The organism is Pseudonocardia sp. NPDC049635 (genome assembly GCF_040659795.1).
In the GTDB taxonomy this organism is placed as follows: Bacteria; Actinomycetota; Actinomycetes; order Mycobacteriales; family Pseudonocardiaceae; genus Pseudonocardia.
The window spans coordinates 15,134-41,112 of sequence record NZ_JBFAON010000030.1 but is presented as its reverse complement, the minus strand read 5'-3'; the positions used below and the strand labels follow the sequence as shown (position 1 = coordinate 41,112).

Sequence of the window (25,979 nt, the reverse complement as noted above, 5' to 3'; positions counted from 1 at the left end):
TGAATGAAGTACGTGATGTTCTCGGTCGGGACGGCCGAAGCCCGGCCCGGCCTCATCGACGGCGACCAGGTGATCGACCTTCGCGTCGCCATCGACGACCACCTGCGCAGGACCGGCGCCGAAAATCCGATCCGGACCCGGATCGTGAGGGAGATCACCGGAGACCTGGCCGATCTCCTGCAGCTCGGCACTTGGGGTGCAACGCTTCTTGAGCAGAGTGTCCACACCGAGTCGCTTGACAACCCCGCCCGATTCTCGCTCGACGAGGTACGCCTTCACGCCCCGCTGCAGCCGCGCAGACTGCGAGACTGCAGCGTGTTCGAGGGTCACGCCCGCGACGCCCGCGCCCGCCGGGGCGAGGAAGTCCCGGACGTGTGGTTCGAGATGCCGATCTACTACAAGGGCAACCCTGGGACCGTCGTCGGACCAGAGGCGGTGGTGCGCTGGCCCGAGTACTCCACCTACATGGACTACGAGCTCGAAATCGGCATCGTGATCGCCCGCGGTGGACGGGACATTCCCGTCGAGAAGGCGCTCGATCACATCCTTGGCCTGACTATTATTAACGACTTCAGCGCGCGCGACATCCAGCGTCGCGAGATGGCGGGCGGACTCGGCCCGGCCAAGGGTAAGGACTTTGCAACCGGGCTCGGACCATGGATCTGCACCCTCGACGAGCTACCTCCGCTGGACTCCCTCGAGATGACTGCAACGGTCAACGGAGAGCTATGGTCGACCGGGTCGACGTCGGACATGCACTTCGGGTTCGCCGAGATTGTGGCGCACGCTTCCGCAGGTGAACCCCTTGTAGCCGGCGAAGTCATCGGCACGGGCACTTGCAATGGCGGCAGCGGATACGAGAACGACCGCAGGTTGATGTCCGGAGCGGTGGTCGAACTCGCCGTCACCGGGTTGGGGACACTACGGAACATCGTCGAGCAGTGATCGCCTTATCAGCTTGGGACTCTGGGCCAAAGAACTGCACGCAAGCGCGCCGACGGGTCACTCCGCTCGGGACCGGAGATTCCGATTCCGAGCGGGGACGGTTCTTCCGGACGAAGCTGCGGCGTCGGCACGGGCTATGTGCGTGGGTTGTTGGCCCCGTTGGCCGGGAAGAACGGGTGGACGCTGGCCGATGTCGTCGGGGATACGACGCCGGACGGATGCAGCGGCTGCTCAACTCCACGACCTGAGACACCGACCGGTACAGGGGGCGGCAAAGTCGCGTGAGTCGGGGCCGCGCTGCGACGACACGCAGGCTGAAGTAGGGGCGCGGGCACGCCCCTGGCGGTGATCATGCCGGTTCTCACGCCAGCCTTGATCATCGGAAGAGAGCCGTGCCCGCGCCTGAGTCATTGTCGATCGCTGCCGTCGCCGTCGCGGTGCTGACCGCCGCGGTGTGCGGTCCGCGGCCGGGGTCAGCTCGTTCGTCGCGGTCGCCGAGTGGGTCGCGGACCTGCCGGTCGATGTGGCTGCCGTGCTGGGTGTGGCTCATCGGCGCCCGTTGGAGTCGGCGATCCGCTCGGCGCGGGTGATGGCGCACCGAGACCGTCTACGCGATCACCGACCTGAACCCTCACCCGGCCCGCCCAGACGAGCTTGCCGGCTGGATCCGCGGGCACTGGCAGATCGAGAACGGGCTGCACTGGGTCCGCGATGTCACCTTCGCCGAGGACCTCTCCACCGTCCGAACGGGCGAAGGACCGCAGGTCATGGCCTCGCTACCTGGTGATCAGCCTGCACCGATTTTTCGGAGCCACCAACATCGCCGCCGCACTACGACATCACAGCCGCGACGCCCTACGACCACTCCAGCTACTCAAGATCATCTGCTTTGCCGACCCTCTGACCGACGGTGTCCGTGACGACCTGCGGGACTACGTCGTGGAGCACTTCGGCGAGACCGAGCATGCTCGGGCCAGCGTCGCCTTGGTGGCGAACTCGACCTCGTCGGGCACCGCCGCGGCCGGCGCCGTTCCCGATTGGGTCACGACGTTGCTCCTGGGTCGCACCGACCCCGGCGCGGGCGGAAGCGCCGCTCGGCCGGGTCGGAGCCAAGGGTGAACGGTTCTATGACTGGGCGGTGTGAAGCTGAACCTCTTCCTCGATCGCCACCGCGAGTCGCGCGAGGAAGGCGGTCGGTTCGTCCGCTGCGTCCGGGCACTCATCGACGATGCGATCGACAGCCCCGATCCGAAGCAGATCGAAGCTCCCCACTCGCTGGTCCCGCACGACGTCGGCGGCAAGGTCGGGGGTGCCGTGCACGATCACGCTCGCTCCCTCCGGTGGCAGCGGGGCCAGCCAGGCGTGCCGGGCCGCGATTCGGCGCCTCGCGGCGAACAAGCTCAACGCCACGCCACCACTCCCCTGACCCGCCAGTACGGACACGCTCGGGACCGGGAGGTCGATCAGCTCGGCCAGGCAGCGGGCGATCTCGCCCGCCAGCGCCCCGTTCTCCGCCTCCGGGCTCAGCTCCCCACCGGCCGTGTCGATGACGGTGATGAGTGGGAGGCCGAGCTCGCGCGCCAAGCGGAAGCCCCGGCGCGCCGTTCGCAGGTCGGCCGGCCCGGGTGCGGCGTCGGCGCTCCTGTCCTGCCCGACGATCACGCACGGCGTCGCTCCGACGCAACCCAGGCATAGGAGCGTGGCTGTCGCCGTCTCCCCCGCCCCGGTTCCCGTCAGCTCGACCAGGTCGTGGACCTGCTGGTCGAGCAGCTCACGTGTGCCGGGACGATCCCGTCGCCGCGTCGTGGTCACCGATGTCCACGGGTCGGGTGATGTACGGCTGTGCCGGTCGGGCGCGGCCGTGGCTGGCGACGTGACGATCGGCCCACGGCTGGTGACGGAGAGGATCCGGCGCACGAAGCCGGACAACTCCTCCGCATCGACGACGGCGTCTACGATCCCGCGATCGTGCAGGTTCTCGGCCGTCTGTACGTCCTTCGGGAAGCGCTCGCCGTAGAGCGCCCGGTAGACCTTCGGCCCGAGGAAGCCGATGAGCGCTCCGGGTTCCGCAGTCGTGACGGTTCCGAGAGAGCCCCAGGAGGCGAACGCACCGCCGGTGGTCGGGTGCCGCAGGTGGACGATCACGGGCAGACCGGCGCGCCGATGCGCCGCCACGCGGTCCGCGATAGCGATCATCTCGAGGAAGGCGGGCGTGCCCTCCTGCATACGCGTTCCGCCCGAAGCGGGGGACAGCAGTAACGGAAGCCTCTCGGTCGTTGCGCGTTCGACGGCATCGACGAGTCGGCGCGCCGCGATGGTGCCGACCGACCCCGCGAGAAACCGGAACTCGCTGATCGCGACGGCCAGCCGGAGCCCGTCGACGCGACCTTCACCTGTGATCAGGGCCTCGTCGGTACCGGCGTGGCAGCGGGCGGCGTCGAGCTCGCGCCGGTAGGCACTGTCGGCGGTGAACGGTGACTTCGCCGGCGCGTCCCACGACCGGAACGACCCCACGTCGAGAACGGCCGCGCACAGCTCGGCCGATCCGGTCACGACCGTCGTCATGGCGCTGCTCACGGACGGGCCTGGGCGAGTTCGGCGCGCACGGCATCCCCGTGTTGGTCGAGTACAGGTGCGGCGGCGTGCGCAGACGGCGAGATCTCGGCGCCGTTCGGGGCGAAGAACCGCAGTGGCGGGCCAGGCACCTGCAAGCGGCCCAACGACGCGTGCTCGACCTCGACGAGCAGGTTCTGGCTGCGAACCTGATCCCATTCGTAGACCTCGTCGATCGCACGAACCCGCCCGGCGGGAACCCCGGCGCCTTCCAGCCGTTCCAGGACGGTCGCCGCGGTGTCACCGGCGAAGGCCGCCTCCACCGTCTTCCGCACCAGTTCCTGGTTCTCGACGCGGTCGGCGTTGGTCCGAAACCCCTCCGCATCAGGATCGAGACCGAACTCGTTCGCCAGTCGCCGCCAGAGCCCTTCGGACCCGCAGGAGAGCTGCACCGGACCGTCGGCGCAACGGAACATCCCGTAGGGCGAGATCGACGGGTGCTGGTTCCCACGGGCGGCCCCTACCTTGCCCGCGACGGTCCAGGCCGTGCCCTGAAAGGAGTGGACGCCGACGACGGCAGACAGCAACGAGGAGCGAACGACCTGCCCGACACCGGTGTGATCACGCTCGCGCAGGGCCGCCAGCACACCGTAGGCGCCGTACATGCCCGCGAGCATGTCGGCGATCGGGACCCCGACCCGCTGGGGATCGGCCGGGCCGGGTCCGGTGAGCGACATCAACCCCGCCTCGCCCTGGGCGATCTGGTCGTATCCCGCTCGTCCGGCCTCCGGACCGTCGTGGCCGAACCCGGTGATCGAGAGGACGACGAGGCGTGGGTTGAGAGAGAACAGCGTGTCGGTGTCGAACCCGAGCCGGTCGAGCACCCCGACCCGGAAGTTCTCCACCAGCACGTCGGCCCGGCAGACCAGTGCGGTCAGCGCCGCATGGCCGTCGTCCGACTTGAGATCCAGCGCCACCGACTCCTTGTTCCGATTGGCGGACAGGAAGTAGGTGGATTCCCGGGCACCGGGTTCACCAACGAACGGCGGACCCCAGGCACGGGTGTCATCACCGGTGCCTGGATTCTCGATCTTCACGACCCGGGCACCGAGATCGCCGAGCATCATGGTCGCGTGCGGGCCTGCCAGTGCACGCGACAGGTCGACGACCGTGAGGCCGGTCAGAGGGCCGGAGGCGGATGGAGCCATCGTGCGATCTCTCCTTCTACGAGCGGTGGGGCGGCCTGATGGACGGACCGGAAGCCGGCCGTGGCATCACCGGCAGGGAGCTGACCGGAGCGACGGCCCGGATTGGACCAGTGGACTGGCCAGTCGAGTGGACTATCCACCTCCGGTATGGTGCTGTCAACCGACAGCGGAGGTATGGATGAACCGAGAGTCCGTACAGTCGTTACGACCGCCTCCACGCCCACGCCTCTACGAGCAGCTGGTGGAACAGCTGCTCGATCACATGACGGAGAGACGTCTCGGGCCGGGCGACCGCCTCCCTGCCGAGCGTGAACTCGCAGGTCTTCTCGGAGTATCCCGGGCATCGGTGGTGCAGGCGTTGGTCGCGCTCGAGGTACAGGGCGTGATCGATGTCCGTCACGGAGACGGTGCTGTGATCCGCCAGGTACCCGCGGACCGGCAGGTCCTCCGCGCTCTGCGAGCTCGCCGGCACCGCTTGCGCGAAGTAATCGACGCACGTCAGGCCCTCGAGGTGCGTATCGCTGCGCTCGCAGCGCAGCGTCGGACCGAGAATGACCTCGACCGGATCGACGCAGCGGTCGCCACCATGGCCGACGATGTCGCACGAGGGGGCCGAGGTGTCGCCGGCGACGAGCAGTTTCACTCGGCCGTGACTGCGGCCGCGCATTCAGGACTGCTCGACGCGCTCATGGAGGAGATCTCCGAGCTAATCCGCGAATCCCGAATCGAGTCGTTGAGCCAACCGGACCGTCCGGCGGAGTCGCTCTCGGCGCACCAACGGATCGTGGACGCGATTCGTTCCGGGGATGCACAGCGTGCCGGGGAGGCAATGGCGGAACATATCGACGCCGTCTCCGACGTCGCGCTGCTGCGAGACGAAAATTGATTCCCCAATGGCGGCTCCCGCCGTCCGGAGCTGCCGAAACGTGTGAGCTGGCGCGACGTCGGATCCGCCCGTGCAGGACGCGGAGGGCGGGAGCCGGGGCATGGGCAGAGCGCAGTGTGCGGTGCCCGGCCGCGAGGCTTCCGCCGGTGCCAGGTTCGATGAGACAACCGGCTGCCAGATCGTCTCACTGAAGTTGGCTCCTCGCAGGTCAGAGCACCGCCGAGGCGCCACCTTCGTCGCGGCAGGACATAAAGACATACTGAACGATCGACATATCGATACGGAACGGTCGGCGTCGTCGCCGGGACCGAGCTGCACGCCAGCGGCCGCAAGGTCGACAACCTGGCCAACGCCAAACGGATCGCCACTGGGGCTCCCGGCGCGGCGGCCCGGTGATCCCGACGACGCCCTCATCCGGCCGAACAGGGCTGGTCTCGGTCGTGGCGACGAGTTACCCTGCTCGGGGTCTCGACCCGGCGGGTCGAGAGCTGGTCGACCCACTGGGATCACCCAGCTGTCGAAGTCCCCCGGGTGATCAACCTCGGGCCCGCTTCGTGTGACGGTGATGAAGCTCGTCTCCGATGCGCCATACAGGTTGTTGATCTGCGCCTCGGGGCGCAGCCTGGCGAGCAATCGTCAAGCCCTGTGGATGAAGATCTTTTAGGCGGCTTCGGGTTGGGTGTGGTCGTCGGGTCGTTCGACGAGGCGTCCGTCGTCGAAGCGGGCTCCGGCGCGGACGAGCGCGACCAGGTGCGGGCCGTTCACGGCGCGCCAGCGGTCCTGGGCGGCTTCGATGAGCTTGAACGCCATTGCCAGCCCGACCGCGCGAGACCCGGGCCCGGGGTGACCCGGGTGCGGTGGCGGACGGTCGCGAAGGTCGACTCGATCGTTATCTTGAGCCAGCAGGATGATCAAGCTTGTGAGCTGCTGCTTTGCGTCGTGAACAGTGTCGGTGACGTGGCTGTTCAGGACGTTCGGATAGGCGGTGAAACTCATGGTCTCGGCGTGTCGGAGGCCTCGATGCCGTTGGGCGTCTCGTCGAGGGTGTCGATGATGCGGTCGAGGTTGCCCAGGACCTGCAGGTTCATCTCGGCCAGCCGGGTCTGGCCGCGGGCCTGGGCGGCGGTGATGAGCTCGATGACCTGACCGCGGTGAGTGCGGTGCTGGGGCAGGAACTCCGCGGTGGTGACGAACATCGGGCAGGTCAGACAGGCGTTCGCGTGCGGGCAGGTCTTCTGAACCGGCAGCCCGCAGAACCCGTTGGGCAGCGCCTGGGTCGCCCGACCGAGGCGCTGCTTGGGCCCAGGCGGCCTCAGCCAGCGGCCCGGCGGGGTCGACCACGACGACCTCGCCGGTGATGTCGACCTTGCGGGCAGCTTCCCAGTGTCGCCGGACGGTGGTGTCGTGCAGCCGGGCGTAATGCGCGGTCATCTGCGGGGAGTCGTGATCGAGGATGCGTCGCACCACTTCCTGCGGGACGTCCCGGTTGATCAACCGGGTGCCGAGGGTGTGGCGCCACTGGTGCGGGGTCAGCCGGACCGGGTGGCCGTGCGCGTCACGGACATCGCAGCGGGCCAGCCAGCGATAGAGCGCGAGCCGGTAGGTCGAGGAGGCGGTCGAGGCCCGGCCGTCGGGGTTCTTCGTCGGCCGCGGGAACAACACCGGCGCATCCCCGACGCGGCCCTGCTGCTCGACGATCAGGGTGTTGAGCTCTTCGTCGATCGGGACCAGCGCCTCGCGTTTCATCTTGTGGGCACCACCGGTACGTCCGGGGTGGGCGGCAGCAGGATCTTCATGGTCGCTACCACAGCGCGCGCGGGCGCGAGGATGCATGGGCCCGCCCGGCCGCGCCGGTCCGAACAGCGGTCAGCCGCGGCCGAAGACGTGCACCGCGCACGACCCGTGGTCGAGACCTGCGATGCCGCCGCCGGTCACGTGCGTCATGGCCCAAGCCGCCGACGGGACCTGCCGCGCGCCCGCCTGATCGGTCAGATGCCAGAAGACCTCCACCACCTGCGCCACCCCGCTGGCCCCCACCGGATGGCCCTTGGACAGCAGGCCGCCGCTGGGGTTGACGACCACCTGGCCGCCGTAGGTGGAGTCGCCGCGCCGGAAGAAGTCGACCGCCTCGCCCGGCCCGCACAGGCCGAGCGCCTCGTAGTAGACCAGTTCGGCGACGGTGAACGCGTCGTGCAGTTCCACCACGTCCAACTCGTCCGCGCCGACGCCCGCCTCGCTGAGCGCGTCGCGGGCCGAGTCGCCGCTGATGACGGGCCGGATCATGTCCCGGTGGCCGTAGGACAGCGCGCCGGAGTGGAGCGCCGAGCCCGCGACCCAGGCGGTGGGGCGGTCCAAGGTCCGCCGCAGGCGCTCGGAGACGACGACGACCGCCGCGGCCCCGTCGCCGGTCGGGCAGCACTGCAACAGTGTCAGTGGGTCCGCGATCGGACGCGAGGTCAGCACCTCCTCGACGGTGACCCGCTTGCGGTACTGGGCGTAGGGGTTGGCCGCGCCGTGGTCGTGGGCCTTGACCGCGACCGCGGCCAGGTCCCGCACGTCCGCCGCCCGCTCGTGCAGGAACCGCTGGGCGCGCATGGCGTACATGGCGGGCATCACCATGCCCTGCTTGACCTCGGGATCCTCCATGACCAGCGGCAGGGTGCCGCCGCCGAATTGGGAGAGCTTGTCCACACCGATCACCAGCGCCGAGTCGCACTCCCCCGACGCGATCGCCCGCACCGCCTGGTGCAGGGCGGTCGCGCCGCCGGAGCAGGCGTTCTCCACGTTCACCACCGGAATGCCGCGGATGCCGAGGCTTTTCACCACGCGCTGCCCGACCAGCATCCCGCCGAAGGAGTGGCCGCAGAACACCCGCTCGATCCGGTCGGGGGCCAGGCCGGAGTCCGTGACGGCGGCGCGGGCGGGACCGGTGGCCAGGCCGGCGTAGCCGGAGTCCGGGTAGCGGCCGAAGCGGATCATGCTTCCTGAGACGACGTAGGCGGTCACTGGTCGGCGTCCTCTCCGGTCAGGGGGCGGGCGAGTCGACTGCCGTCGGCGGCGACCTCGACGATCACCCGACAGTCCACAGTGGCCGTTTCAGGGTCGGCGACCCCGGTCAGTACCCGCACGCCATCGTCCAAGTCGACGTAGCCGATGGTGTAGGGGGTCTGCGCGGAGCTGGAGACCCGCACCGTGGTGAAGGCGTAGAGCGTTCCCCGGTCGGCGAGGGGAACCCGTCGAGTCGGCGCGGCGCACTCCACGCAGCGCGGAACCGGGGGGCTCGCCATCGCCCGGCACTCCGGGCACCTGCTGCCCGCCTGCCGGAGTCCCGCGTCGGTCTCAACGACGTCGCCGCTCTCGGCCAAGTCGGGGATCGCCGTGACGGTCACGGCCTCGCCCCTGGCCGGGCCGCCGTCCACGAGGTGTTCAGCGCACATCCGATCCTCCTCACGCCGCGCCGTCCGGCGCGATCTCGACATCGATCACGTGCCCGGCCGCGGGCTCGGCGCGCACGGCCTGCCATACCCCAGGGAACTCCGCTGCCGATCCGACCCGGTGTCCGCGCAGGCCGAACAGCGCGGCCAGCGCGGCGAAGTCCGGATTGGTCAGCTCGGTGCCGACCCGCCTGCTGCGCTCGCGGTCCTGGTGGCGGCGGATGCTGCCGAAGCCGGAGTTGTCGAACACCACGACCACGATTCCCAGCCCCAGCCGGGCGGCGGTCTCCAGCTCCTGAACGGTCATCATCGCCCCGCCGTCGCCGCACAGCGCGACGCAGACCCGTTCGGGCCAGGCCCTTTTCGCCGCGATCGCGGCCGGAATGCCGTAGCCCATCGACCCGGAGGTCGGGCCGAGGTAGCGGCGTCCGCCGCCGACTGCGATGGCCGGTCCCGCCGCGATGAAGAAGTCGCCGGCGTCGGAGGTGAGCACCGCGTCGTCGGGCAGCACCCCGTCCAGCAGGTCGGCGATGGCGACGATGGCGCGTTGCTCGGCTCCAGCCGCCGCGCAGCGACGGAGGTGCGCGGGGCGGTCGGCGCTCCAACTGGTCCACCAAGGCGACTCGCGGCGCGCGGCGCGTGGTAGCAGGTCGGTCAGCGCGGTCAGCGCCGCGCCGACCTCGGCGTGCACGGCCACATCGGCGTCGAGCCAACTGGTGGCCAGGCCGGGACCGTCGGCGTCGACGCGCACCACCCGGTGTCCCGGGCCGGGGACGCGATAGCGCTGCGCGGTGACCTCGCTCATCCGGGTTCCGACGACGATCAGCGCGTCGGACTCCGCCAGCACCGCCCGCACCGGGGGGGTAGGTCCCAGCGACAGCGCGCCGACGTAGGCGGGGCTGCGGTTGTCGATGAGGTCGGTGCGCCGGAAGGCGGTGAGAACCGGGGCCGCCAGCCGGTCGGCGAACGCGGCCAGCTCGGTGGTCGCGCCCGCCGACCGCACCCCGCCTCCGGCGATCACGACCGGTCGCCGGGTATGTGCCAGCAGTTCCAGCGCCGCCGCGACGGCTGCGTCGCCGGGCCTGGGTCCCAGTGGCAGCCCGCGCGGCGGAACAGTCGCCTCTGCGGGCCGGTCCTGGCGGTCGGAGGGCACGGCGATCAGCACCGGTCCCGGTCTGCCCGCGCGGGCGGCGGCCAGGACCCGCCGCAGGTCGTGGTCTGCTCTATCCGGTTCGGACAGTTCGACCGCGGCACGGCAGAACGGGCCGAACAGCGCGGCCAGGTCGGTCTCCTGCCAACTGCCCCGGCCCTGGGTGGCGACGGCGACCTGTCCGACGAGCACCGCCATCGGCGTCGAGTCGTGGTCGGCGACGTTGACGCCGGCGAGCAGATTGACCGCGCCGACGCTGGCGGTGCCCAGGCACGCCGCCATCCGGCCGGTTAACTTGCCGTGCGCCTCGGCCATCATCGCCGCGCCTCCTTCGTGCCGGGTGGACACGAAGGTCAACCGGGGGTGGGCGTCGATGGCGTCGACCAAGCCGAGACAGTCCTCGCCGGGGATGCCGTAGACGACCTCGACGCCCGCGTCGGCCAGCCGCGACGCGACCAGCCGCGCGACCGTCATGACGGTCACAGGTACATCCGGCGGTACCATCGGCTGGTCACCCTTCTAGACACGCGGGCGTCAACGACACGCGTAGGCTCGGACCCACTCAGCGCCGCCGCGACCTGATCCGGCGCGGTGACCGTCGCCCCATGGACGCCCATCACCCTGCCCATCGCGGCGAAGTCGACGTCGGAGTAGGCGGCCTCGGCCGGGTCGAAGCCCTTACCGGCGAGTTTGTGGTACTCTGCGCCGAGCGCTCCGTCGTTGAGCACCAGCAAGGTCACCGGGATGCCCGAGCGCGCCGCGGTCTCCAACTCCTGGACGCCCATGAGCGCCCCGCCGTCGCCTTCGACCACCAGGACCGGCCGCCCCGGCTCGGCCACCGCCGCGCCCAGCCCGGTAGCCAGTGCCAAGCCGATGCTGCCGAACTCGATGGAGTACAGGAACCGCCGCTCGCGCGCGGGCAGGTACATGATCGGAAAGGACCAGAAGTGCCCGGCGCCGATCACCACCGTCGTGTCGTGCGGCAGGACCTTGTCCACTTCAGCCATGAGCACGCGGGGATCGAGCCTGCCGGGATCGTCGGCGACCTCGGCCAGCTCGGCGAAGTCGCTGCGCACGGCCTCGTCTCGGCTCGGCGCGGGCGGGAGGTCCGCGGCCCGCGTGCCGCTGTCGGGGTCGGCGGCGAGGACGGTGTCGAGCACGGCGCGCAGTTCCTCGGCCGCTCGAACCGAGGCCGCCCGGCCCGCCGCGGCCTCCTCGCCGACGGCCAGCCGCGCACCGCCGAACAGCCTGCCGCCGAACGCGCCGAAGCCCTCCAGATCGGCGCCGAACCCCACCAGCAGGTCGGCGGCGTCCAGCACGGCCTGGTCGGCCTGGTGGGCCAGCGCGCCGACGATCCCGATCTGCCGAGGGTCGTCCCCAAGCGCGCCGCGTGCCCGGTAGGTCACCGCGAGATGCGCCCCGACCCGCCTGGCGAGCACCCTGACCCGTTCGACGGCGTCGGCGCGCACCGCGCCCGCGCCGACCACCAGCACCGGCCGCCGCGCCCCGGCGAGCGCGGCGCGCAGCCGGTCGGTCGCCTCCGCGACCCACTCGGGCCGCGCCGGGCCTGCGGGGTCGGCGGCCACGGTCGGCTTCGGCGGGCTCGCGACGGCGGCCACCGGCGACTCGGCTAGGTCCACCGGAACGCTCAGCAACACCGGTACCCCCGCCTCGACCGTGCCGCGGACGGCAGTCGCGACGACCTCCGCGGGATCCTGTCCCGCCTCGTAACGCAGGAACCGCGCCCCGGTCAGTTCGGCGAAACCCCGCTGGTCGAATTCCTGAAGACCGCCCATGAAGCCTCCGCCGGACGAGGTGTCCCCCGCGTAGACCACCATCGGCAGGCGCGCACGGCAGGCCGCGACCACCGAGGTCGTGGCGTGGGTGAGGCCCGGCCCGGAGGTGACGCAGGCCAGGGCTGGCAGGCCGGTCGTCCTGGCGTGTCCGCCCGCCATGCTCACCGCCGCAGACTCGTGCCGCGTGTGGACGGTCCTGGTCTCCGGCTGCCGGGACATCGAAGACATGAACGCGATGTTCGCGTCCCCGAGGATTCCGAACATGGCCGTGACGCCCTGCTCCGCCATCGCGGCGGCCAGCAACGACGACACCGAATCCCGCTCACTCACCGTATGGTCTCCTCTTTCCACGACGGGTAACGCCTGCCCGCGTCGGGCCCCGCCGACCGGACCGCGGTCAGGTGGCTGATCACGCGGGGCTGGGAGAACTCGCGCAGTCCGGCCACCCCGAACTCGCGCCCGCTGCCGGAGCGCTTGACCCCGCCGAAGGGCGCGCGCAGCGACATCCCGCTGCGGTTGTGGGTGTTGACGAACACGGTGCCCACGTGCAGCCGCTGGCCGATGTCGAAGGCCCGCTCCTCGTCGGCGGTCCACACCGACGCGCACAGCCCGAACTCGCTGTCCTCGGCCAGCGCCACGGCGTGCTCGACGTCGTCGTACGGCAGCAGCGGCACCGTCGGGCCGAACTGCTCGGTGACGACCAGTTCGTGGTCGGCGGGCAGGCCGTGGACCAGGGTGGGCGTCAGGAAGTAGCCGCCTGCCAGATCGAAGCCGGGGTCGCCGGGCGTGCCCAGCGGCTCGACCACGGCCCCGTCGGCTCTCGCCCGCTCGACCAGCCCGCGCACCCGGTCCCGCTGTCTGGCGCTGACCACCGGACCCAGCGTGGTGGCCTCGGCCATCGGATCGCCGACGACCAGCACCCGGTCGGCCACGGCCCGGTACCGCTCGACGAACTCGGCGAATCGCTCGCGCGGCACCAGCAACCGCTTGATCGCCATGCAGACCTGGCCCGCGGTCAGGAAGCTGCCGAACACCATGCGGCAGAGCACGTCGTCGGTCAGTTCGAGATCCGGCAGCACGATCGCGGCGTCGTTGCCGCCCAGTTCCAGCAGGCTCGGGGTCACGTTGACCGCCGCCGATCGCAGGATCGAGGCGGCCACCGGGCCCGACCCGGTGAAGGCGATCTTGCCGATGCGCGGGTCCGACACCAACCGGGCGCCCACGTCGGCGTCGCCGTTCACGATGTTCAGCACGCCCGCGGGCAACCGCGCGGCCACCCGCCGCAGGTACTCGGTGACCGCCAGCGGGGCCAGCGGCGATGGCTTGACCACCACCGTGTTGCCCGCGATGAGGGCAGGCCCCACCTTCACCGAGGACAGCACCAGCGGCGCGTTCCACGGGATGATCGCGGCGACCACCCCGAACGGGACGCGGTCGAAGGCGAACCTGCCCTCGGCGTCGTCTTCGACCCTGCGGCCGACGACCTCGGCGCGCTCGGCGGCGTAGACGACGTTGGCGATCCCGTATCCCAATTCGCCCGCCGCGTCGGCGCGCACCTTGCCCAGTTCGCGGGTCAGCAGCTCCGACAGCGTGGCGCGGGCGGGCTCGTCGAAGGTCCATGCCGCCAGCACCCGCTCGGCCCGCTCTGCGAGCGGCAGCCGCCGCCACGCCCTCCATGCCCCGGCCGCAGCGCCGACCGTCGCATCCACCTGCGCGGGCGAGGCGGTCTGCACCGCGCCCACGCTCTGTGCGGCCACCGCCGGGTTCTCCCGCTCGATCAGGCCCCCGCCGCCGCGAACGTCCTCGCCGCCCACGAACAACGGCGCGGCCTCGGTAAGACTCACGGCGTCTCCCCCGGCGTCTCCATGACCTCGATGAGCGCGCCACCGGTCTGTCCTGGGTGGATGAACCCGAGTCGGGGCTCGCCCTCGACATCGGGTCCGCGCACTACCCGCACGCCTCTCCCGGCCGCGCCGGTCAACGTGTGGTCCAGGTCATCGGTGTAGAAGCGGATCTGGTAGATCCGCGAGGATCCCGGCCGCTCAAGGAACCGGTGCACCGGGCCCGCCTCACCCACCGGCTCCATGAGCTCGATCATGGGCCCGTTCTCGTCGCCGAGCTCGACCCAGCGCAGGCCGTAGCCGCGCTGAGAGGTGCGTACCGGACCGTGGACCCGCATCCTCAGTCCTTCGGTATAGACGGGCAGTACAGCGTCGATGGATGGCACCGCGATCGACGCGCACGCCAGTCGGGTGAAGGTCATCACACAGCTCCGAACATGAGGGGGACGGTGGTGGCGTCGTGGCGATAGAGCCAGTCGACGAACTCCGGGTCCGTGGTCGAGGAGAACAACCCGTGGCCGCGGCAGGTGGCGTGCAGCCGGGCGACCCGGTCGTAGCGGGTGCGCTCGTAGGCGGCCAACGCCTCGGACAGGCTCGCGCGGCTGGGGGCCTCGGCCAGGCAGCGGGCGAGCACCGCCGCGCTCTCGATCGCCTGCACCGCCCCTTGGGCGAGAAAGGGGAGCATGGCGTGACAGGAGTCGCCCACCAGCACGACCCGGCCGCGCGACCAGCCTGGCCGCACATCCCGATCGTGCAGCGCCCAGCGGTAGACCGTGCCGACGGAGTCGAGCAGCCTCGGCACCGGGTCGGCGAACCCGGCGAAGCGGGCGCGCAGGTCGTCAGGGTCACCGGGGGTGACCCAGGAGTCGCTGTCCCAGGCATCCTCGGGCACCACGGCCACGAAATTGACAGACTCGTCGTTGAGCCGGTACATCACCATGTGGTGGTCGGGGGTCTCGCCCCACCATTTGACCATCGCCGCGCCGAGGCCGCTGCTGGCGGCCCGGTCGGCCGAGATGTTGCCGCGGAAGGCCGACATCCCGGAGTAAACGGGCGGCTCGGCGTCGATCACCGCGCCACGCACCGCCGAGCGGATGCCGTCAGCGCCGATCACCAGGTCGGCGCCGACAGTCTCGCCGTCGGCGAAGGCGACCGAGGCCGTGTCGTCGTCTTGGACGATGCCGACGACCTCTTTGGACAGTACGATCCGTTCGTCGCCGAGCATCGAGCGCAGCTGGTTCTGCAACACCGCTCGGTGGCAGACGTAGTACGGCGCGCCGTACCGGGAGGCGACCTCGTCACCGTAGCGCATCTCGTACACCGCCTCGCCGGTGTCCCACCGGCGCCCCTCCAGCGAGGTGGTCGTCACACAGCTTGCGCGCAGTCCCGCGTCGAGTCCGGCGGCGCGCAGCACCCGCGCCCCGTTGGGCCCCAGCTGGATACCCGCGCCCACCTCGGTCAGCTCGTCGGCACGCTCGTAGACGGTGACGTCGTGGCCGGAGTCGCGCAGCAGCAGGGCGGTGGAGAGCCCGGCCACCCCGGCACCGATGATGGCGATCTTCATTGCCGTCCTTCCCTTGCGGTCCGTCCCGTTCCCGTCCGCATCGTCACAGGCGCGACCAGGGGATGAGGCGGACCTCGATCACGTCGAGCAGCCAGGTGCTCAGCACCCCGAACAGCGAGATCACCACCAGACCGGAGAACATCGCGGTGATGTTGAGGGTTTGCCAGGAGGTCCAGATGTAGTAGCCCATCCCGGCCTGGGCCCCGACGAACTCAGTGGCCACCAGCACGATCAGCGACACGCCCAGTCCGAGCCTGATACCGGCCATGATGGAGGGCAGCGCGCCAGGCAGCACGATCTTGAGGTATTCGATCCGCTTAGGGATCTGGAACGCCGTCGCGACGTCGCGATAGACCGGGTTGCTGTAGACGACGCCGGACATCGTGTTGACGCAGACCATGTAGAACACCCCGATCGCCACGGCAAGCACGATGCTCAGGTCGCCGATGCCGAACAGCACGATCAGCAGCGGGTAGATGGCCACCTTCGGGATCGGGAAGGTAGCCGAGATGACCGGCCCGAAGCCGAACTTGACCGCGTCGAAGACGCCCATCAGCAGGCCCATGACCAACCCGGCGAAGGCGCCCAGCAGGAAGCCGGGCGCCAGGCGCAGCAGCGAGGCCGCGCCATGCTCGGCCAGCTCGGCGGCCAGCGTCCCGTTGACGAACCCGTCTGCCATCTCGGCCACAACGGTCGACGGACGCGGGATGAACCGGGTGTCCATCACGCCCAGCGCGCCCGCGGCCTCCCACAACAGGATCAGCGCCAACGGCACCGCCACGCCCAGGCTTATCCGGTAGACGGTGCGCCTGCGGCGGGCCCGCAGGGCGTGCTGGTACACCGCGTCGTCGTCGGGCGCGGAGGCGGGCGGTAGCGCCGTCCGCCGCGCGTGCGCGTCGGTGCTCACGCGTCCTCCCGCTGGGTGTCGTCGGGCTCGGCCAGGTCGGCCCACAGGTCGAGGGCGAGGGCACCGAAGCCGGGATCGGCCCGCACCTGCAAGGGGGACAGCGGCTCCCCGGCCGCGTCGACCCTGGCGATCTCCACGCGGCGGTCGGACCGGATCCGGCCGGGCCGGGCGGTCATCACGATCACCCGGTCGGCCAGGGTGATCGCCTCCTCGATGTCGTGGGTGACGTAGACGACCGTCGAGGAGATCGTGCGCCAGATCCTGGTCAACTCCGCCTGCATGACGATCCTGGTCTGGGCGTCCAGGGCGGCGAGAGGCTCGTCCATCAGCAGCAGCGCCGGACGGGCCGCCAGCGCGCGGGCGATGGACACCCGCTGCTTCATGCCGCCGGAGAGTTCGTGCGGGTAGGCTGAACGGAAGGCGTCGAGTCCGACCAGGGCGGTGTACTCCTCCACCCTGGCCCGCACGTCCTTGCGCGGCAGCCGCAGCCTGGTCAGGCCAAGTGCGACGTTGTCGGCGACGGTGAGCCACGGCAGGGTCGAGTCCTGCTGGAACACCGTCGCGGTGCGCAGTCTGCCGTCGGCGTGCCCGGCGGGCGCCTCCGCCCACCTGACGTGTCCCCTATGCGCCTTGTCCAGTCCAGCGAGCACCCGCAACAGTGTGCTCTTGCCGCAGCCACTGGGGCCGAGGATCGCCAGGGTCTGCGCGCTCTCCACGGTCAGCGACACATCGGACAGCGCGCTGACCGGCTGACCGGATTTCGTCAGATAGAGTTTCGACAGCGACTCGATCGTCACTGCAGGCGAGCTGCGTGTCGTGGGTGATTCGGTCATGTCGATCATCACGGCTTCACGCTCCATCGGGAAGGTCATCCGGCGCAGAAGTCGAGTTGGCCCTTGGCCTTGAGCGCGGCCCTGGCCCGGTCGCCGTAGGCGTTGTCCGTGATGCCGTCGACATCGATCGGCTTCTGGACTGCCCCGCGCTCGGCGAAGAACTCCTGCGCCTGCTTGATCCAGGTCACGTCGAGCGGGACGCACGGGTTGTTGCCGGGCGGCTGGGCGTCCTTCACGATGTCGGCGGTGAGCCCGGCCTGTTCGGCGATGGTGGCCAGCAGTTTGTCGCTGTCCGGATGCTCGCCCGCGAACACCTGGTTCACCACGCCGCTGCCACGCAGGTAGGCCCGCATGAAGGCGTCGCCGGTGTCCTGGTCGGTGAGGAACTGTTCGGCGTAGACCAGCGGCACGATCGGTGCGCCGATCGGCACGACCTCGCTGAGGTCGGAGAACACCTTCAGGGAGCTGTCGGCCTGCAAGATGCGCACGAGGAAAGGCTCCAGTGCGATCGCCGCGTCCACCCGGTCGCTCTGCAACGCCGCCGCCATGTCCGGGTAGGGCAGCTCGATGACGGTGATGTCGCGATCGCTCAGACCCCAGTGGCCGAGCAGATCCATGAGGATCTTGTCCGAGGCGGTGTTGCGGGCCGACACCGCGACCCTGGCTCCGCGGATCGCATGGCCGCCCTCGCCGGCGTCCTTCTTGGCGACATAGGTGTCCTTGGCGATGAGTTTGAGGCCGAATCCCTTTTCACCCTGGTTGCTCTGCTTGTCGGCGACCAGTTTGAGGGAGACGCCCTCGGCGATGGAGTTGAACATGGCGGGCGCGGTGGAGACCGCGCTGACGTCGAGATTCCCGGTGGCGATGGCGGTCGCCAAGGCCGCCGCGTTGGGCATGCGGGTGTTCTCGACCTTGAGTCCTTCGTCGGCGAAGAACCCGAGCGCTTCGGCCAGGTACAGGGGCGCGTCGGTGAGACCGCCCACCGAGGCGTACCGGACCAGCGTCTGCTGGTCCCCGTCGCCGCCGCCGCCGCAGCCGGTCAGCGCCAGCACGGCCACCGCCGCCAAACCGATCAGTCGCTTGTGCATTGTAGCTCCTGGTAAGTGATGCCGGTTGTGCTGGTGGAGACGCCTGTGAACGGTCAGACGGCGTCGAGGGCGAACACCCGCTCGGCGTTGCCGCCGAGGATGAGCGCGACCTCGTCGGCCGTCAGCGGACGCCGGCCGAAAGCGGGATCGCCCACCAGTCCGGCCAGGAAGGCCCGCCAAGCGCCCATACCGGAACGGCCACCGCTGAATCTCTTGCCGCCCAGGTGGTCACTGCCGAAGAGCATGCGGTGCGCGCCGACGTGCGAGTGCATGACCGCCAGGGTGCGGACCAGCCGCTCACGGCCGTGCTCACTGTGCAGTTCGTGGTTCCAGTTGGATAGTTCGAGGTAGGTGCGTGGGTGCGCCGCCGCGACCTCGATGGCCTCGTCGGCCCACGAGGGGTAGCCGGAGTGCGCAAGCACGATCGTCAGATCGGGAAACGCGCGCTGGACCTTGATGACACCCAACGGGTCGGCGTAGGAGGCGTCGTGCGGGTAACCGATCAGCGCCGTGTGGAACACCACCGGCTTGTCCAGCTCGGCGCAAAGTTCGTAGATCGGGAAGCAACGCTCGTCGCCGGGCAGGAAACCGCTGGGCGGGTAGAGCTTGATGCCGCGCAGGTTGTCCTCCACCAGGGCGGCGCGCGCGATCTCCACGGCGTTCTCCCGGCGCGGGTCGACGCCCCCGACGGCGTAGAACCGACCCGCGAGGGACTTCTGCATGCGGCCGTAGACGCGGTGCACCTCGGTGATGTCCACGGCAGCCGGTCCCAGGTGGACTCCCCAGTCCAGTCCGAGGCACACCGCAGCGTCCACGCCCGCCTGGGTCATCTCCTTGAGCAGCAGCTCCCCGTCTGGATCGAGCAGGCCCTCCTCCACGTCCTCCGCGGTGCGCTCGATCGCCGGGTGCCTGCTCGCCGACCACTTGCGGGCGACGGGCTCGAACCAGCCCTGCGGCAGGAAACCGCGACCGAAGAAGTGGACGTGGGAATCGATGACACGACTCATGGCTCTCCTCAGCGAACGGGGAAGGGCGTGCGATTGCCGCAGACGGCTCGGGGCTCGGCGAGCGAATCAGGTGACCGACCGCACCAGGACGCAACCTCGATCAAGGGCCGGAACACGAACCCAGTCAGACATTCGGCCGGGTACTCGGACCAGGGCTCAGTCGAGGATGCGGTGAAGAACACGAACTCAGGTTCATGAAGAAGCTAATCAGCGCCTCATGCGTTGTCAAGCATGCGTATCCCGGGTGTGACCTGTATTTATAGGTGACCGTGCGGCGCGCCCCTCACTGAACCAACACTGGGACTCAACGCGAGAACCTGCTAGCATGATAAAGAACATGAACTCGCATTCACTCCAGGTCCGCAGCGGGGCCCACCTCCGCTCCCTGCTGGCGCTTTCGACTATCCGATGACGGGAATGCCGTGGACCCACTGCCTGAAGCAGACGTTGCCAAGTCGGACCACCGACGCCCCAGGTGGGCGATCCCGACCCAGGCCGACGTCCCCACCAACGGCGCGAAGCAGCCCCCCGCGGGGTGGCAGCCCTCGTCTGGACGGGGCCGCAAGCAGAAGAACAAGATCGTGGAGGCCGCGCAGCTGTCCTTCACCGAGGTCGGTTACGCCAACGCGGGCATGGCGGGCATCGCCGCGCGCGCCGGGGTGAGCACCGGCAGTCTCTACCGCTACTTCCCATCCAAGGAACAGCTGTTCATCTCGGTATTGGACAAGGTCCTCTACGACATGTACAATGCTGCGCGCACCCGTTCGCCGGAGGCCGACATCCGTCGGTCCATCACCACCGCCACCGCCCAGTACCTGCGCGCCTTCCAGTGCAACAGCAAGATCATCGGGTCGGCGGTCGAGCTGATGGCCTCCAGCCGGAGGGTGCGCCACATGTGGTGGACGATGCGCGAGCAACTGCACCAGGGCATGCTGGTGCGCCTGCGTCAGCACCAGACGATGACCGACGTCCCCGCGCTGGACCCCGAACTGTTGATCACCACACTCACCTCGATGGTCGACGGCTTCGGCCAACGCGCGTTCGTCGAGGGCGAGTTCGGTCCACTCACCGACTCCGCCATCGACGCCGCGGCCGAGGTGCTCGCCGGCGTCTGGTACCGATCCATCTTCGGGTCCGGCGGTCCACGCGCCGACTGAGCGGGTTCACGCACCTCAAGCATCGGGGTGATCACAAGGAGTAGATGTGAGCACATTGGTCGCGCTGTTGCGCGCCACTGGGAAGGCCCACGGCGACCGCACAGCCTTCGTCGAGGCGGACACCGGCCACAGTGTGTCCTTCGCGGACTTCTGGGAACGCTCGGTCGCCGGAGCCCGCACGCTGGCGGCGGCGATGTCGGGCCCCGGTCCGATCGCCGTGCTGGGCCGCAACAGCGTCGAGTGGGCCCGGTGGGAGGCCGCGACGGCCATCGCCGGACGGGCCTGCCTCCCGGTGAACTTCCGGCTCTCCGTGGAGGAGATCGACTGGCAGTTGCGGCACGCGGAGGCGGCGGGTCTGGTCCACGGCCCGGAGTTCACCGAGACCGCTGAACGGCTGCGGGCGCTGGGCCATCACTGCCTACCGTTCGCCGTCCCCGACGCCCACCCGCCGGGGCCGCTGCCGTCGGTGGGGCCTCAGGACATCCAGCGGATCATGTACACCTCCGCCACCACCGGAGCCGCCAAGGGCGTGCTCACCCCGCACCAGCGGATCGTGGACAACGTCGTCACGACCCTGGCCAACCAGCTCTCCGACGCCACCGCCGACTCGTGCTACCTGGTGGCGACGCCGCTGACGCACATGGCCGTCGGCTACCTGTGGCCGATGGTCGCCGTCGGCGCGCGCAGCGTCCTGCTCGACCGGTTCACCCCCGCGGGCTTCTGCGCCGCCGTTGAGCGACACCAGGTCACCCACACCCTGCTGGTGCCGACGATGGTGGCCGAACTGGCAGAGCACCTGGCCGACGACCCGGACGCGGTCGCCCGTCTGGTCGAGCGCGGCCTCCGGGCGATCTGGTTCGCGGGCGCCCCCACCTCGCAGGGTGCGCGGGATCGCGCGACGCGGGTACTTGGCGGCCTGCTCAACGAGCAGTACGGCCTGACCGAGTTGTGGTCGTCCCACCGGTCGATGTGCGCCACCTACATGCGCTACGACTGGGGTGTGGACAAGCCGGGATCGTGTGGCAGGCCGCTCATCGGCGCCGAGATAGCGGTCGTCGACGACGCGGGAGCGCCGCTGCCGACCGGCGAGGTCGGCGAGTTGGTCGTGCGGTCGGCAGGCGCGGTCGCGGGGTACCTCGGCGACCCGGAGGCCACCACCGAGACCTTCGCCGACGGCTGGACCCGCACCGGGGATCTGGCCCGGATCGACGACGACGGCTACGTCTACATCGTCGACCGCAAGAAGGACGTCATCATCAGCGGCGGCTTCAACATCTACTCAGCCGAGCTGGAGAACGCGCTCAGCGCGCACCCGCGCGTGCTGTCCTGCGCCGCCGTGCCCGTGCCGCACCCGCGCTGGGGCGAGACCCCGTGGATGTTCGCCACCACCGACGGCGAGGTCGCCGAGGAGGAGCTGGCCGCCCACCTGACGGCCCGGCTCAGCCGGTATAAGCAGCCCAGCCGGATCGTGGTCGTGGACCGCCTGCCGCTGGGCCCGACCGGGAAGATCCTCAAGCGGCGGCTGCGCGCCATCGCCGAGTCGGCCCGACTCGATGGCGCGCCCCGCTGAACGGCGTGGCCGGGAACTGCTTCCACTGGGCGCGCTGCTGACCACGGTCATGCTGGTCGCCTCCAGCGCCCAGTTCGGCCTCGGCGCGCTGGCACCGCGGCTGCGCACCGACCTGGATCTGAGCAACTCAGGAACCCGTCCACTGTTGTGTTCCTAACCCAGCATTCGGGCAGCTCGTCCCCCGGCGTGCGGGAAGCAGACGATTCGCGGGGCGCCGGGGCGCTCACCGCCGCACGTCCCGCTGATCGGAGCCGGACCGCCGGCCGCGGCGGTCCTGGGCCTGCTGCGGGTCACCGCGACCCCAGCGAGGCACAGCACGCCGCCGATCAGCGCAAGCCACGACGGCAACTCACCCAGCAACATCCAGGACAGCATGATCACGATCGCCGGCACGAGATAGGTGGTCGCCCCCATCCGGCCCGCGCTGGTGCGGGACAGCGCGAATGCCTAGGTGCTGAACGCCAGCGCCGTCGGGAACAGTCCGAGGTAGACGACGTTCAACACCGCCCACAGCGGAGCCCGGGCCGTCTCATCCACGAACTGCTACGCAAACGGCGTGCAGACGAGCGCGCCGACCAGGCAGCCGTACACCGTGACCTGGAACGTCGACGCGTGCCGCAGCGCGAGCTTCTGTGAGATCACCCCCGCCCCGTAACCCAGCGCGGCCACGAGACAGAGCACCACCCCGACCGGGGACGCCCCGGTGCCCGTCGAGGTCGCGACTCCGATCAGGACGGTCCCCGCGAACGCAACGACCATCCCCGCCAGCAGCCGGGGCGGGTACCCCTCGGCCAGAAGCCAGCCGCCGATCAGCGCAATCACGATCGGGCCGATGTTGACGATCAGACGAGCGACATGGTCGAAGAGGCGAGTCCTGGTGCGGATCCGGCCTCGTCGCCCGTGCCGCACGCGGTCACTACGATACCCAGACTGTGCAGCTCGTAGGCCCCCTGGACCTCGAGGGTGTAGAAGGGGGTTGCTCAGTGCCATCGAAGGCCTCTCTGTCCAGTCGTACAGGCTGCGGTGGTCCGGCTAGTTCTGCGTGTTGACCTCACCGAACTCGTTGTCGACGCCTGCGCCGGCGAAGTTGCTCAGGTCGGCGACGGCCATCTCACCCTCTGGAGAGCTCAGCGCGGCCAGGGCCTCCTCCTTGGTGTCCCAGCGCAGAACTGAGCTTGACCCCTGACGCCGGACACTGATGTTGACCCCGTTTCACGGACTCGCGGGTGAGGAGATCAGGTCCGACGGAGGGTCGATGGTTTCGAACGGGTCTGCTGCAGAGACCCTCGATGTGCACGGTCGGGCGCTGCTCGACCAGCCGGCTCTATCGGACCGCGGGTTGTCGCGGTCGCCCGCAGCATGAGCGTCGACCTGGCCTACCGGCCCGGGTCGGTGATACGGCGCGTCGAGGACGTCGGCGAGCTCGGTGGCACGCTCCTCGTCCACGAGAAGACCGGATCTAGGGCACCCAGCCTGCGGGGCCAGAGGCCTGCACTCAGGTACCACCGGGCGGGTGGAGAACCCGCCTATTCGGAGTCTTCTGCGCACATGCCACCAGCAAGGCCCGCACGCTGAGCGCCCGCGGGTTCTACCTGCCATGACCTGGGCCGGTGACCGGTGACCGTGTCGAGCAGCGGAGGGCCTGCGTGGCGATCGTGTCCGCCACCAAGACAACGCTGGCCTCGAGTGCTCGGCCGCGCCCTCGACGCCGGTGTACCCGCAGCTGGGCGGTCATGCTTCGACCTGCACGGCCCCTTTGGGTGCAGTGGCTCCACCAGCCCTCACAGCTCGTCCCCCACCGATCGCTCGACACAAGCTCGTCTCGCCATCAACGTGGATCGACCAGCTCCACTTCGACCACACAGGGCCGGCACACCAACTCCTGAACAGCGTCTGAATCGGACACGCCTCTACACAGCAGATGAGTCAGCGCGCTCCTGCGCGATGTCGACCGCGCCGAGCACCGCTAGCGCACACTCGTCCAGCTGGTAGTTCGCGGAACCGCAGGCACTCCGCAAGTGCTTCTCCGAGGTCGCGCCGACGACGACGGTCGTCACCGCGGGCCGCCCGAGGAGCCACACGATCGCCGCCTGCGAGGCGGCCAGGCCGATCGACGCGGCGGCGGCCTCGAAGCGCCCCGCAGCCTCGATCTCGTCTGCAGAGAAGCCACCCCCGCCCCACCTGGCGTGCCCAGACCAATTCCGTTCGGCCGCCGCGCGACCGGCGAGCAGACCCATACCCAACGGGCTGTAGGCCGCGAGCCCGATCCCGGCGCGTTCCAGCACCGGGACGAGGTCGCGTTCCACCTCCCGATTTGCGAGGTTGTAGCGCGCCTGGTGGACGATCGGCGGATGCACCCCGAGGGCCGCAGCCCTCGCCACGACCTCGGCCGTCTGCTCGGCGGTGTAGTTGGAGATACCCCAACTGCCGATGTCCCCCCGATCGACGAGGTCGCTGAACACTGACACCGTCTCCTCGATAGGGGTCACAGGGTCCGGCAGGTGGGCGTAGTAGATGTCGATCCGCGTGCGGCCTAGGCGCTGGAGGCTGATCCCCACCTGCTCCTCGACGTGTTCGCGGGTCAGTAGACCCCGCCACTCGCTGGTGGGCCGGGACTCCCCGATCGGCTCCCCCACCTTGCTCGCCACCACGACCTCGTCGCCCGCCCCCCGCAGGGCGCGGCCCAGGAGCTCCTCCGCGGAGACCCGGTCCCGCCACTCCGGGACCCCCGGCCAGGCGTACCCCGGCTGGTTGCCGTAGGAGTTGGCGGTGTCGAAGTATGTCACACCGAGGTCCCGTGCCAGCCCCACCAGGGCGGCCACGTCTTCGTCACGGGGTGAGAGCCCGAAGGTGGCGGTCCCGAGCGCGACGCGAGACACCTCGACCCCCGACGTGCCCAGGGTGGCGTATTGCACGGCTGGCCCTCTCCGGTCTACGGACTCCGACCCGCCGAGCCTCCCGCGCCGGGGCGCCGCCGCCCAAGCCTTGCGTTCTGTCCAGCGAACCGGGCGGTCGAAGTTCGGCCAGCGTTCCCTTCAGCGGACCGCGTCGTGTCTGCCGACATCGCCCTCTTCCTAGGCTCGCGGTACGAACCGGCCCGGAGAAGGAGCATCCATGAGTCCGTCATCGCCGTTCGTCACCAGCGACGGCCTGACCGAGCGGTCGGCCGACAGGACCGTGGTGGTCGACGGCACCCCGATGCATTACCACGACGTCGGCGAGGGTGAGCCGATCCTGTTCCTGCACAGCTACGGACCGGGATCGAACGCCTGGATCACGTGGCACAAAGTGTTGCCGTACTTCGCCGCGCGCTACCGCTGCATCCTCATGGACCTGGTCAACTACGGGCAGAGCGGGCCGCGGGTCTTCCAGGAGCAGATCCACGGGTTGCACGCCCGCCAGGCCAAGGGGCTGCTCGACGCGATCGGGATCGACCGCGTCGACGTACTCGGCAACTCACAGGGCGGTCAGACGGCTTTCGCCTTCGCCTACACCTATCCCGAACGGACGAAGAAGCTGGTGTGGGGGGCGGGTCACGTGGGCACGAACCGCGGGTACCGCAACGAGTACCTGATGGCGATCGAGCCGGAGGAGGGCCTGCGCGCCACTCTCGAGGTGACCGAGGACCCGAGCCCGCGGAACTTCGAGCGTTACCTCAAAGTGCACATCGACGACCCGGACCTGGTCACCGCGGAGCTCGTCGACTACGTGCGGAGCACGTACCTGTCCCGTCCGGACATCCTTGAGGCGGCCGGCCAGAGCTACTCCACGCCACACGACCACTCTGCCGAGATGGCCGAGCTCGAGGCAGAAACCCTGATCGTCTGGGGCCGGAACGATCGGATGTGCACGTTCGAGATCGGGATCAACGCCCTGAACCTGACGCGCAACTCGCGCCTCGTCGTCCTGCGTGACACCGGGCACTGGGTCCCGTTCGAGAAGCCGGCCGAGTACGCCGCGCACGTGCTGTCGTTCCTCGACGGCTACCCGAAACATCCGGTCGCCTGACCGCCGGTCTCCCATCCCTGCGAGCACGAGGA

At 69.8% G+C, this 25,979-nt stretch carries 24 protein-coding genes and 3 pseudogenes; 8 read left to right on the top strand and 19 right to left on the bottom strand.

Annotated features, from left to right (window positions below; translation table 11 throughout):
- Positions 1–3: 3 nt before the first annotated feature.
- The 3 genes and pseudogenes from AB0J24_RS25275 to AB0J24_RS25265 all read left to right on the top strand — a co-directional run bounded on the left by AB0J24_RS25275 (position 4) and on the right by AB0J24_RS25265 (position 2,064).
- Positions 4–945: a fumarylacetoacetate hydrolase family protein gene (locus AB0J24_RS25275; RefSeq protein WP_358685669.1), complete on the top strand. Its 942-nt coding sequence runs from the start codon at positions 4–6 to the stop codon at positions 943–945.
- A 665-nt stretch (positions 946–1,610) separates the two neighbouring features.
- A pseudogene (locus tag AB0J24_RS25270) lies at positions 1,611–1,718 on the top strand (ISAs1 family transposase); the annotation flags it as partial.
- Between the two features lie 10 nt (positions 1,719–1,728).
- Positions 1,729–2,064 carry a hypothetical protein gene (locus AB0J24_RS25265; protein ID WP_358685666.1) on the top strand — a complete coding sequence of 112 codons (336 nt, stop codon included), beginning with the start codon at positions 1,729–1,731 and terminating at the stop codon, positions 2,062–2,064.
- A 6-nt stretch (positions 2,065–2,070) separates the two neighbouring features.
- Here AB0J24_RS25265 and AB0J24_RS25260 read toward each other — a convergent pair whose 3' ends face one another.
- The gene (locus tag AB0J24_RS25260; protein WP_358685663.1) at positions 2,071–3,522 is read right to left on the bottom strand and encodes a carboxyl transferase domain-containing protein; all 1,452 of its coding nucleotides are present in this window, start codon (positions 3,520–3,522) and stop codon (positions 2,071–2,073) included.
- Positions 3,519–4,706 carry a CaiB/BaiF CoA-transferase family protein gene (locus AB0J24_RS25255; protein ID WP_358685660.1) on the bottom strand — a complete coding sequence of 396 codons (1,188 nt, stop codon included), beginning with the start codon at positions 4,704–4,706 and terminating at the stop codon, positions 3,519–3,521. The genes AB0J24_RS25260 and AB0J24_RS25255 overlap by 4 nt, the downstream gene beginning before the upstream one ends.
- 178 nt (positions 4,707–4,884) lie before the next feature.
- Between AB0J24_RS25255 and AB0J24_RS25250 the strand changes: the two genes are divergently transcribed.
- On the top strand, positions 4,885–5,592 hold the full coding sequence (locus AB0J24_RS25250) for a FadR/GntR family transcriptional regulator (protein WP_358685658.1): 708 nt from the start codon (positions 4,885–4,887) through the stop codon (positions 5,590–5,592).
- A 660-nt stretch (positions 5,593–6,252) separates the two neighbouring features.
- Here the strand turns inward: AB0J24_RS25250 and AB0J24_RS25245 are convergent.
- The 14 genes and pseudogenes from AB0J24_RS25245 to AB0J24_RS25180 all read right to left on the bottom strand — a co-directional run.
- Positions 6,253–6,479, bottom strand: a pseudogene (locus tag AB0J24_RS25245) (IS256 family transposase); the annotation flags it as partial.
- 105 nt (positions 6,480–6,584) lie between these two features.
- On the bottom strand, positions 6,585–6,788 hold the full coding sequence (locus tag AB0J24_RS25240; protein WP_358685720.1) for a hypothetical protein: 204 nt from the start codon (positions 6,786–6,788) through the stop codon (positions 6,585–6,587).
- A 217-nt stretch (positions 6,789–7,005) separates the two neighbouring features.
- Positions 7,006–7,338, bottom strand: a pseudogene (locus tag AB0J24_RS25235) (tyrosine-type recombinase/integrase); the annotation flags it as partial.
- A 120-nt stretch (positions 7,339–7,458) separates the two neighbouring features.
- On the bottom strand, positions 7,459–8,598 hold the full coding sequence (locus AB0J24_RS25230; protein WP_358685655.1) for a thiolase family protein: 1,140 nt from the start codon (positions 8,596–8,598) through the stop codon (positions 7,459–7,461).
- A complete protein-coding gene (locus tag AB0J24_RS25225; RefSeq protein ID WP_358685652.1) occupies positions 8,595–8,981 on the bottom strand; it encodes an OB-fold domain-containing protein in 387 nt (128 codons plus the stop codon). Before AB0J24_RS25225 ends, AB0J24_RS25230 begins: the two co-directional genes overlap by 4 nt.
- A 58-nt stretch (positions 8,982–9,039) precedes the next feature.
- Positions 9,040–10,650, bottom strand: coding sequence for a thiamine pyrophosphate-dependent enzyme (locus tag AB0J24_RS25220; RefSeq protein WP_358685717.1), 1,611 nt, complete (start codon positions 10,648–10,650; stop codon positions 9,040–9,042).
- Between the two features lie 5 nt (positions 10,651–10,655).
- Positions 10,656–12,302 carry a thiamine pyrophosphate-binding protein gene (locus AB0J24_RS25215; protein ID WP_358685650.1) on the bottom strand — a complete coding sequence of 549 codons (1,647 nt, stop codon included), beginning with the start codon at positions 12,300–12,302 and terminating at the stop codon, positions 10,656–10,658.
- Positions 12,299–13,816: an aldehyde dehydrogenase family protein gene (locus AB0J24_RS25210; protein ID WP_358685648.1), complete on the bottom strand. Its 1,518-nt coding sequence runs from the start codon at positions 13,814–13,816 to the stop codon at positions 12,299–12,301. Before AB0J24_RS25210 ends, AB0J24_RS25215 begins: the two co-directional genes overlap by 4 nt.
- On the bottom strand, positions 13,813–14,235 hold the full coding sequence (locus tag AB0J24_RS25205) for a VOC family protein (protein WP_358685646.1): 423 nt from the start codon (positions 14,233–14,235) through the stop codon (positions 13,813–13,815). The genes AB0J24_RS25210 and AB0J24_RS25205 overlap by 4 nt, the downstream gene beginning before the upstream one ends.
- The gene (locus AB0J24_RS25200; RefSeq protein ID WP_358685644.1) at positions 14,235–15,377 is read right to left on the bottom strand and encodes an FAD-dependent oxidoreductase; all 1,143 of its coding nucleotides are present in this window, start codon (positions 15,375–15,377) and stop codon (positions 14,235–14,237) included. The genes AB0J24_RS25205 and AB0J24_RS25200 overlap by 1 nt, the downstream gene beginning before the upstream one ends.
- 43 nt (positions 15,378–15,420) lie before the next feature.
- A complete protein-coding gene (locus AB0J24_RS25195) occupies positions 15,421–16,284 on the bottom strand; it encodes an ABC transporter permease (protein WP_358685641.1) in 864 nt (287 codons plus the stop codon).
- A complete protein-coding gene (locus AB0J24_RS25190) occupies positions 16,281–17,117 on the bottom strand; it encodes an ABC transporter ATP-binding protein (protein WP_358685639.1) in 837 nt (278 codons plus the stop codon). The genes AB0J24_RS25195 and AB0J24_RS25190 overlap by 4 nt, the downstream gene beginning before the upstream one ends.
- A 35-nt stretch (positions 17,118–17,152) precedes the next feature.
- Entirely contained in the window at positions 17,153–18,205 is a 1,053-nt protein-coding gene (locus tag AB0J24_RS25185) for an ABC transporter substrate-binding protein (RefSeq protein WP_358685636.1), read from the bottom strand.
- Between the two features lie 53 nt (positions 18,206–18,258).
- Complete coding sequence (locus AB0J24_RS25180; protein ID WP_358685633.1) at positions 18,259–19,212, bottom strand: amidohydrolase family protein; 954 nt, start codon at positions 19,210–19,212, stop codon at positions 18,259–18,261.
- Between the two features lie 581 nt (positions 19,213–19,793).
- Here AB0J24_RS25180 and AB0J24_RS25175 point away from each other — a divergent pair.
- Genes AB0J24_RS25175 through AB0J24_RS25165 form a run of 3 tightly spaced genes read left to right on the top strand, consistent with a single transcriptional unit; the run spans position 19,794 to position 22,096 of the window.
- Positions 19,794–20,369 (top strand): TetR/AcrR family transcriptional regulator, encoded by a 576-nt coding sequence (locus tag AB0J24_RS25175; protein WP_358685630.1) that lies wholly within the window; start codon positions 19,794–19,796, stop codon positions 20,367–20,369.
- A gap of 46 nt (positions 20,370–20,415) precedes the next feature.
- Positions 20,416–21,939: an AMP-binding protein gene (locus AB0J24_RS25170; RefSeq protein ID WP_358685627.1), complete on the top strand. Its 1,524-nt coding sequence runs from the start codon at positions 20,416–20,418 to the stop codon at positions 21,937–21,939.
- Positions 21,923–22,096, top strand: a complete 174-nt coding sequence (locus AB0J24_RS25165; RefSeq protein WP_358685624.1) for a hypothetical protein — start codon at positions 21,923–21,925, stop codon at positions 22,094–22,096. Before AB0J24_RS25170 ends, AB0J24_RS25165 begins: the two co-directional genes overlap by 17 nt.
- On the opposite strand, the gene AB0J24_RS25160 is transcribed toward AB0J24_RS25165, so the two are convergent.
- From AB0J24_RS25160 to AB0J24_RS25150, 3 genes are all read right to left on the bottom strand, one after another.
- The gene (locus AB0J24_RS25160; protein ID WP_358685714.1) at positions 22,093–22,377 is read right to left on the bottom strand and encodes a DMT family transporter; all 285 of its coding nucleotides are present in this window, start codon (positions 22,375–22,377) and stop codon (positions 22,093–22,095) included. The two genes, AB0J24_RS25165 and AB0J24_RS25160, sit on opposite strands and share 4 nt — an antisense overlap.
- 105 nt (positions 22,378–22,482) lie before the next feature.
- Positions 22,483–22,761, bottom strand: coding sequence for a hypothetical protein (locus AB0J24_RS25155; protein WP_358685622.1), 279 nt, complete (start codon positions 22,759–22,761; stop codon positions 22,483–22,485).
- Positions 22,762–23,849: 1,088 nt separating this feature from the next.
- On the bottom strand, positions 23,850–24,854 hold the full coding sequence (locus AB0J24_RS25150; protein WP_358685619.1) for an aldo/keto reductase: 1,005 nt from the start codon (positions 24,852–24,854) through the stop codon (positions 23,850–23,852).
- Between the two features lie 199 nt (positions 24,855–25,053).
- Between AB0J24_RS25150 and AB0J24_RS25145 the strand changes: the two genes are divergently transcribed.
- A complete protein-coding gene (locus AB0J24_RS25145; RefSeq protein WP_358685617.1) occupies positions 25,054–25,947 on the top strand; it encodes an alpha/beta fold hydrolase in 894 nt (297 codons plus the stop codon).
- Positions 25,948–25,979 lie beyond the last annotated feature (32 nt).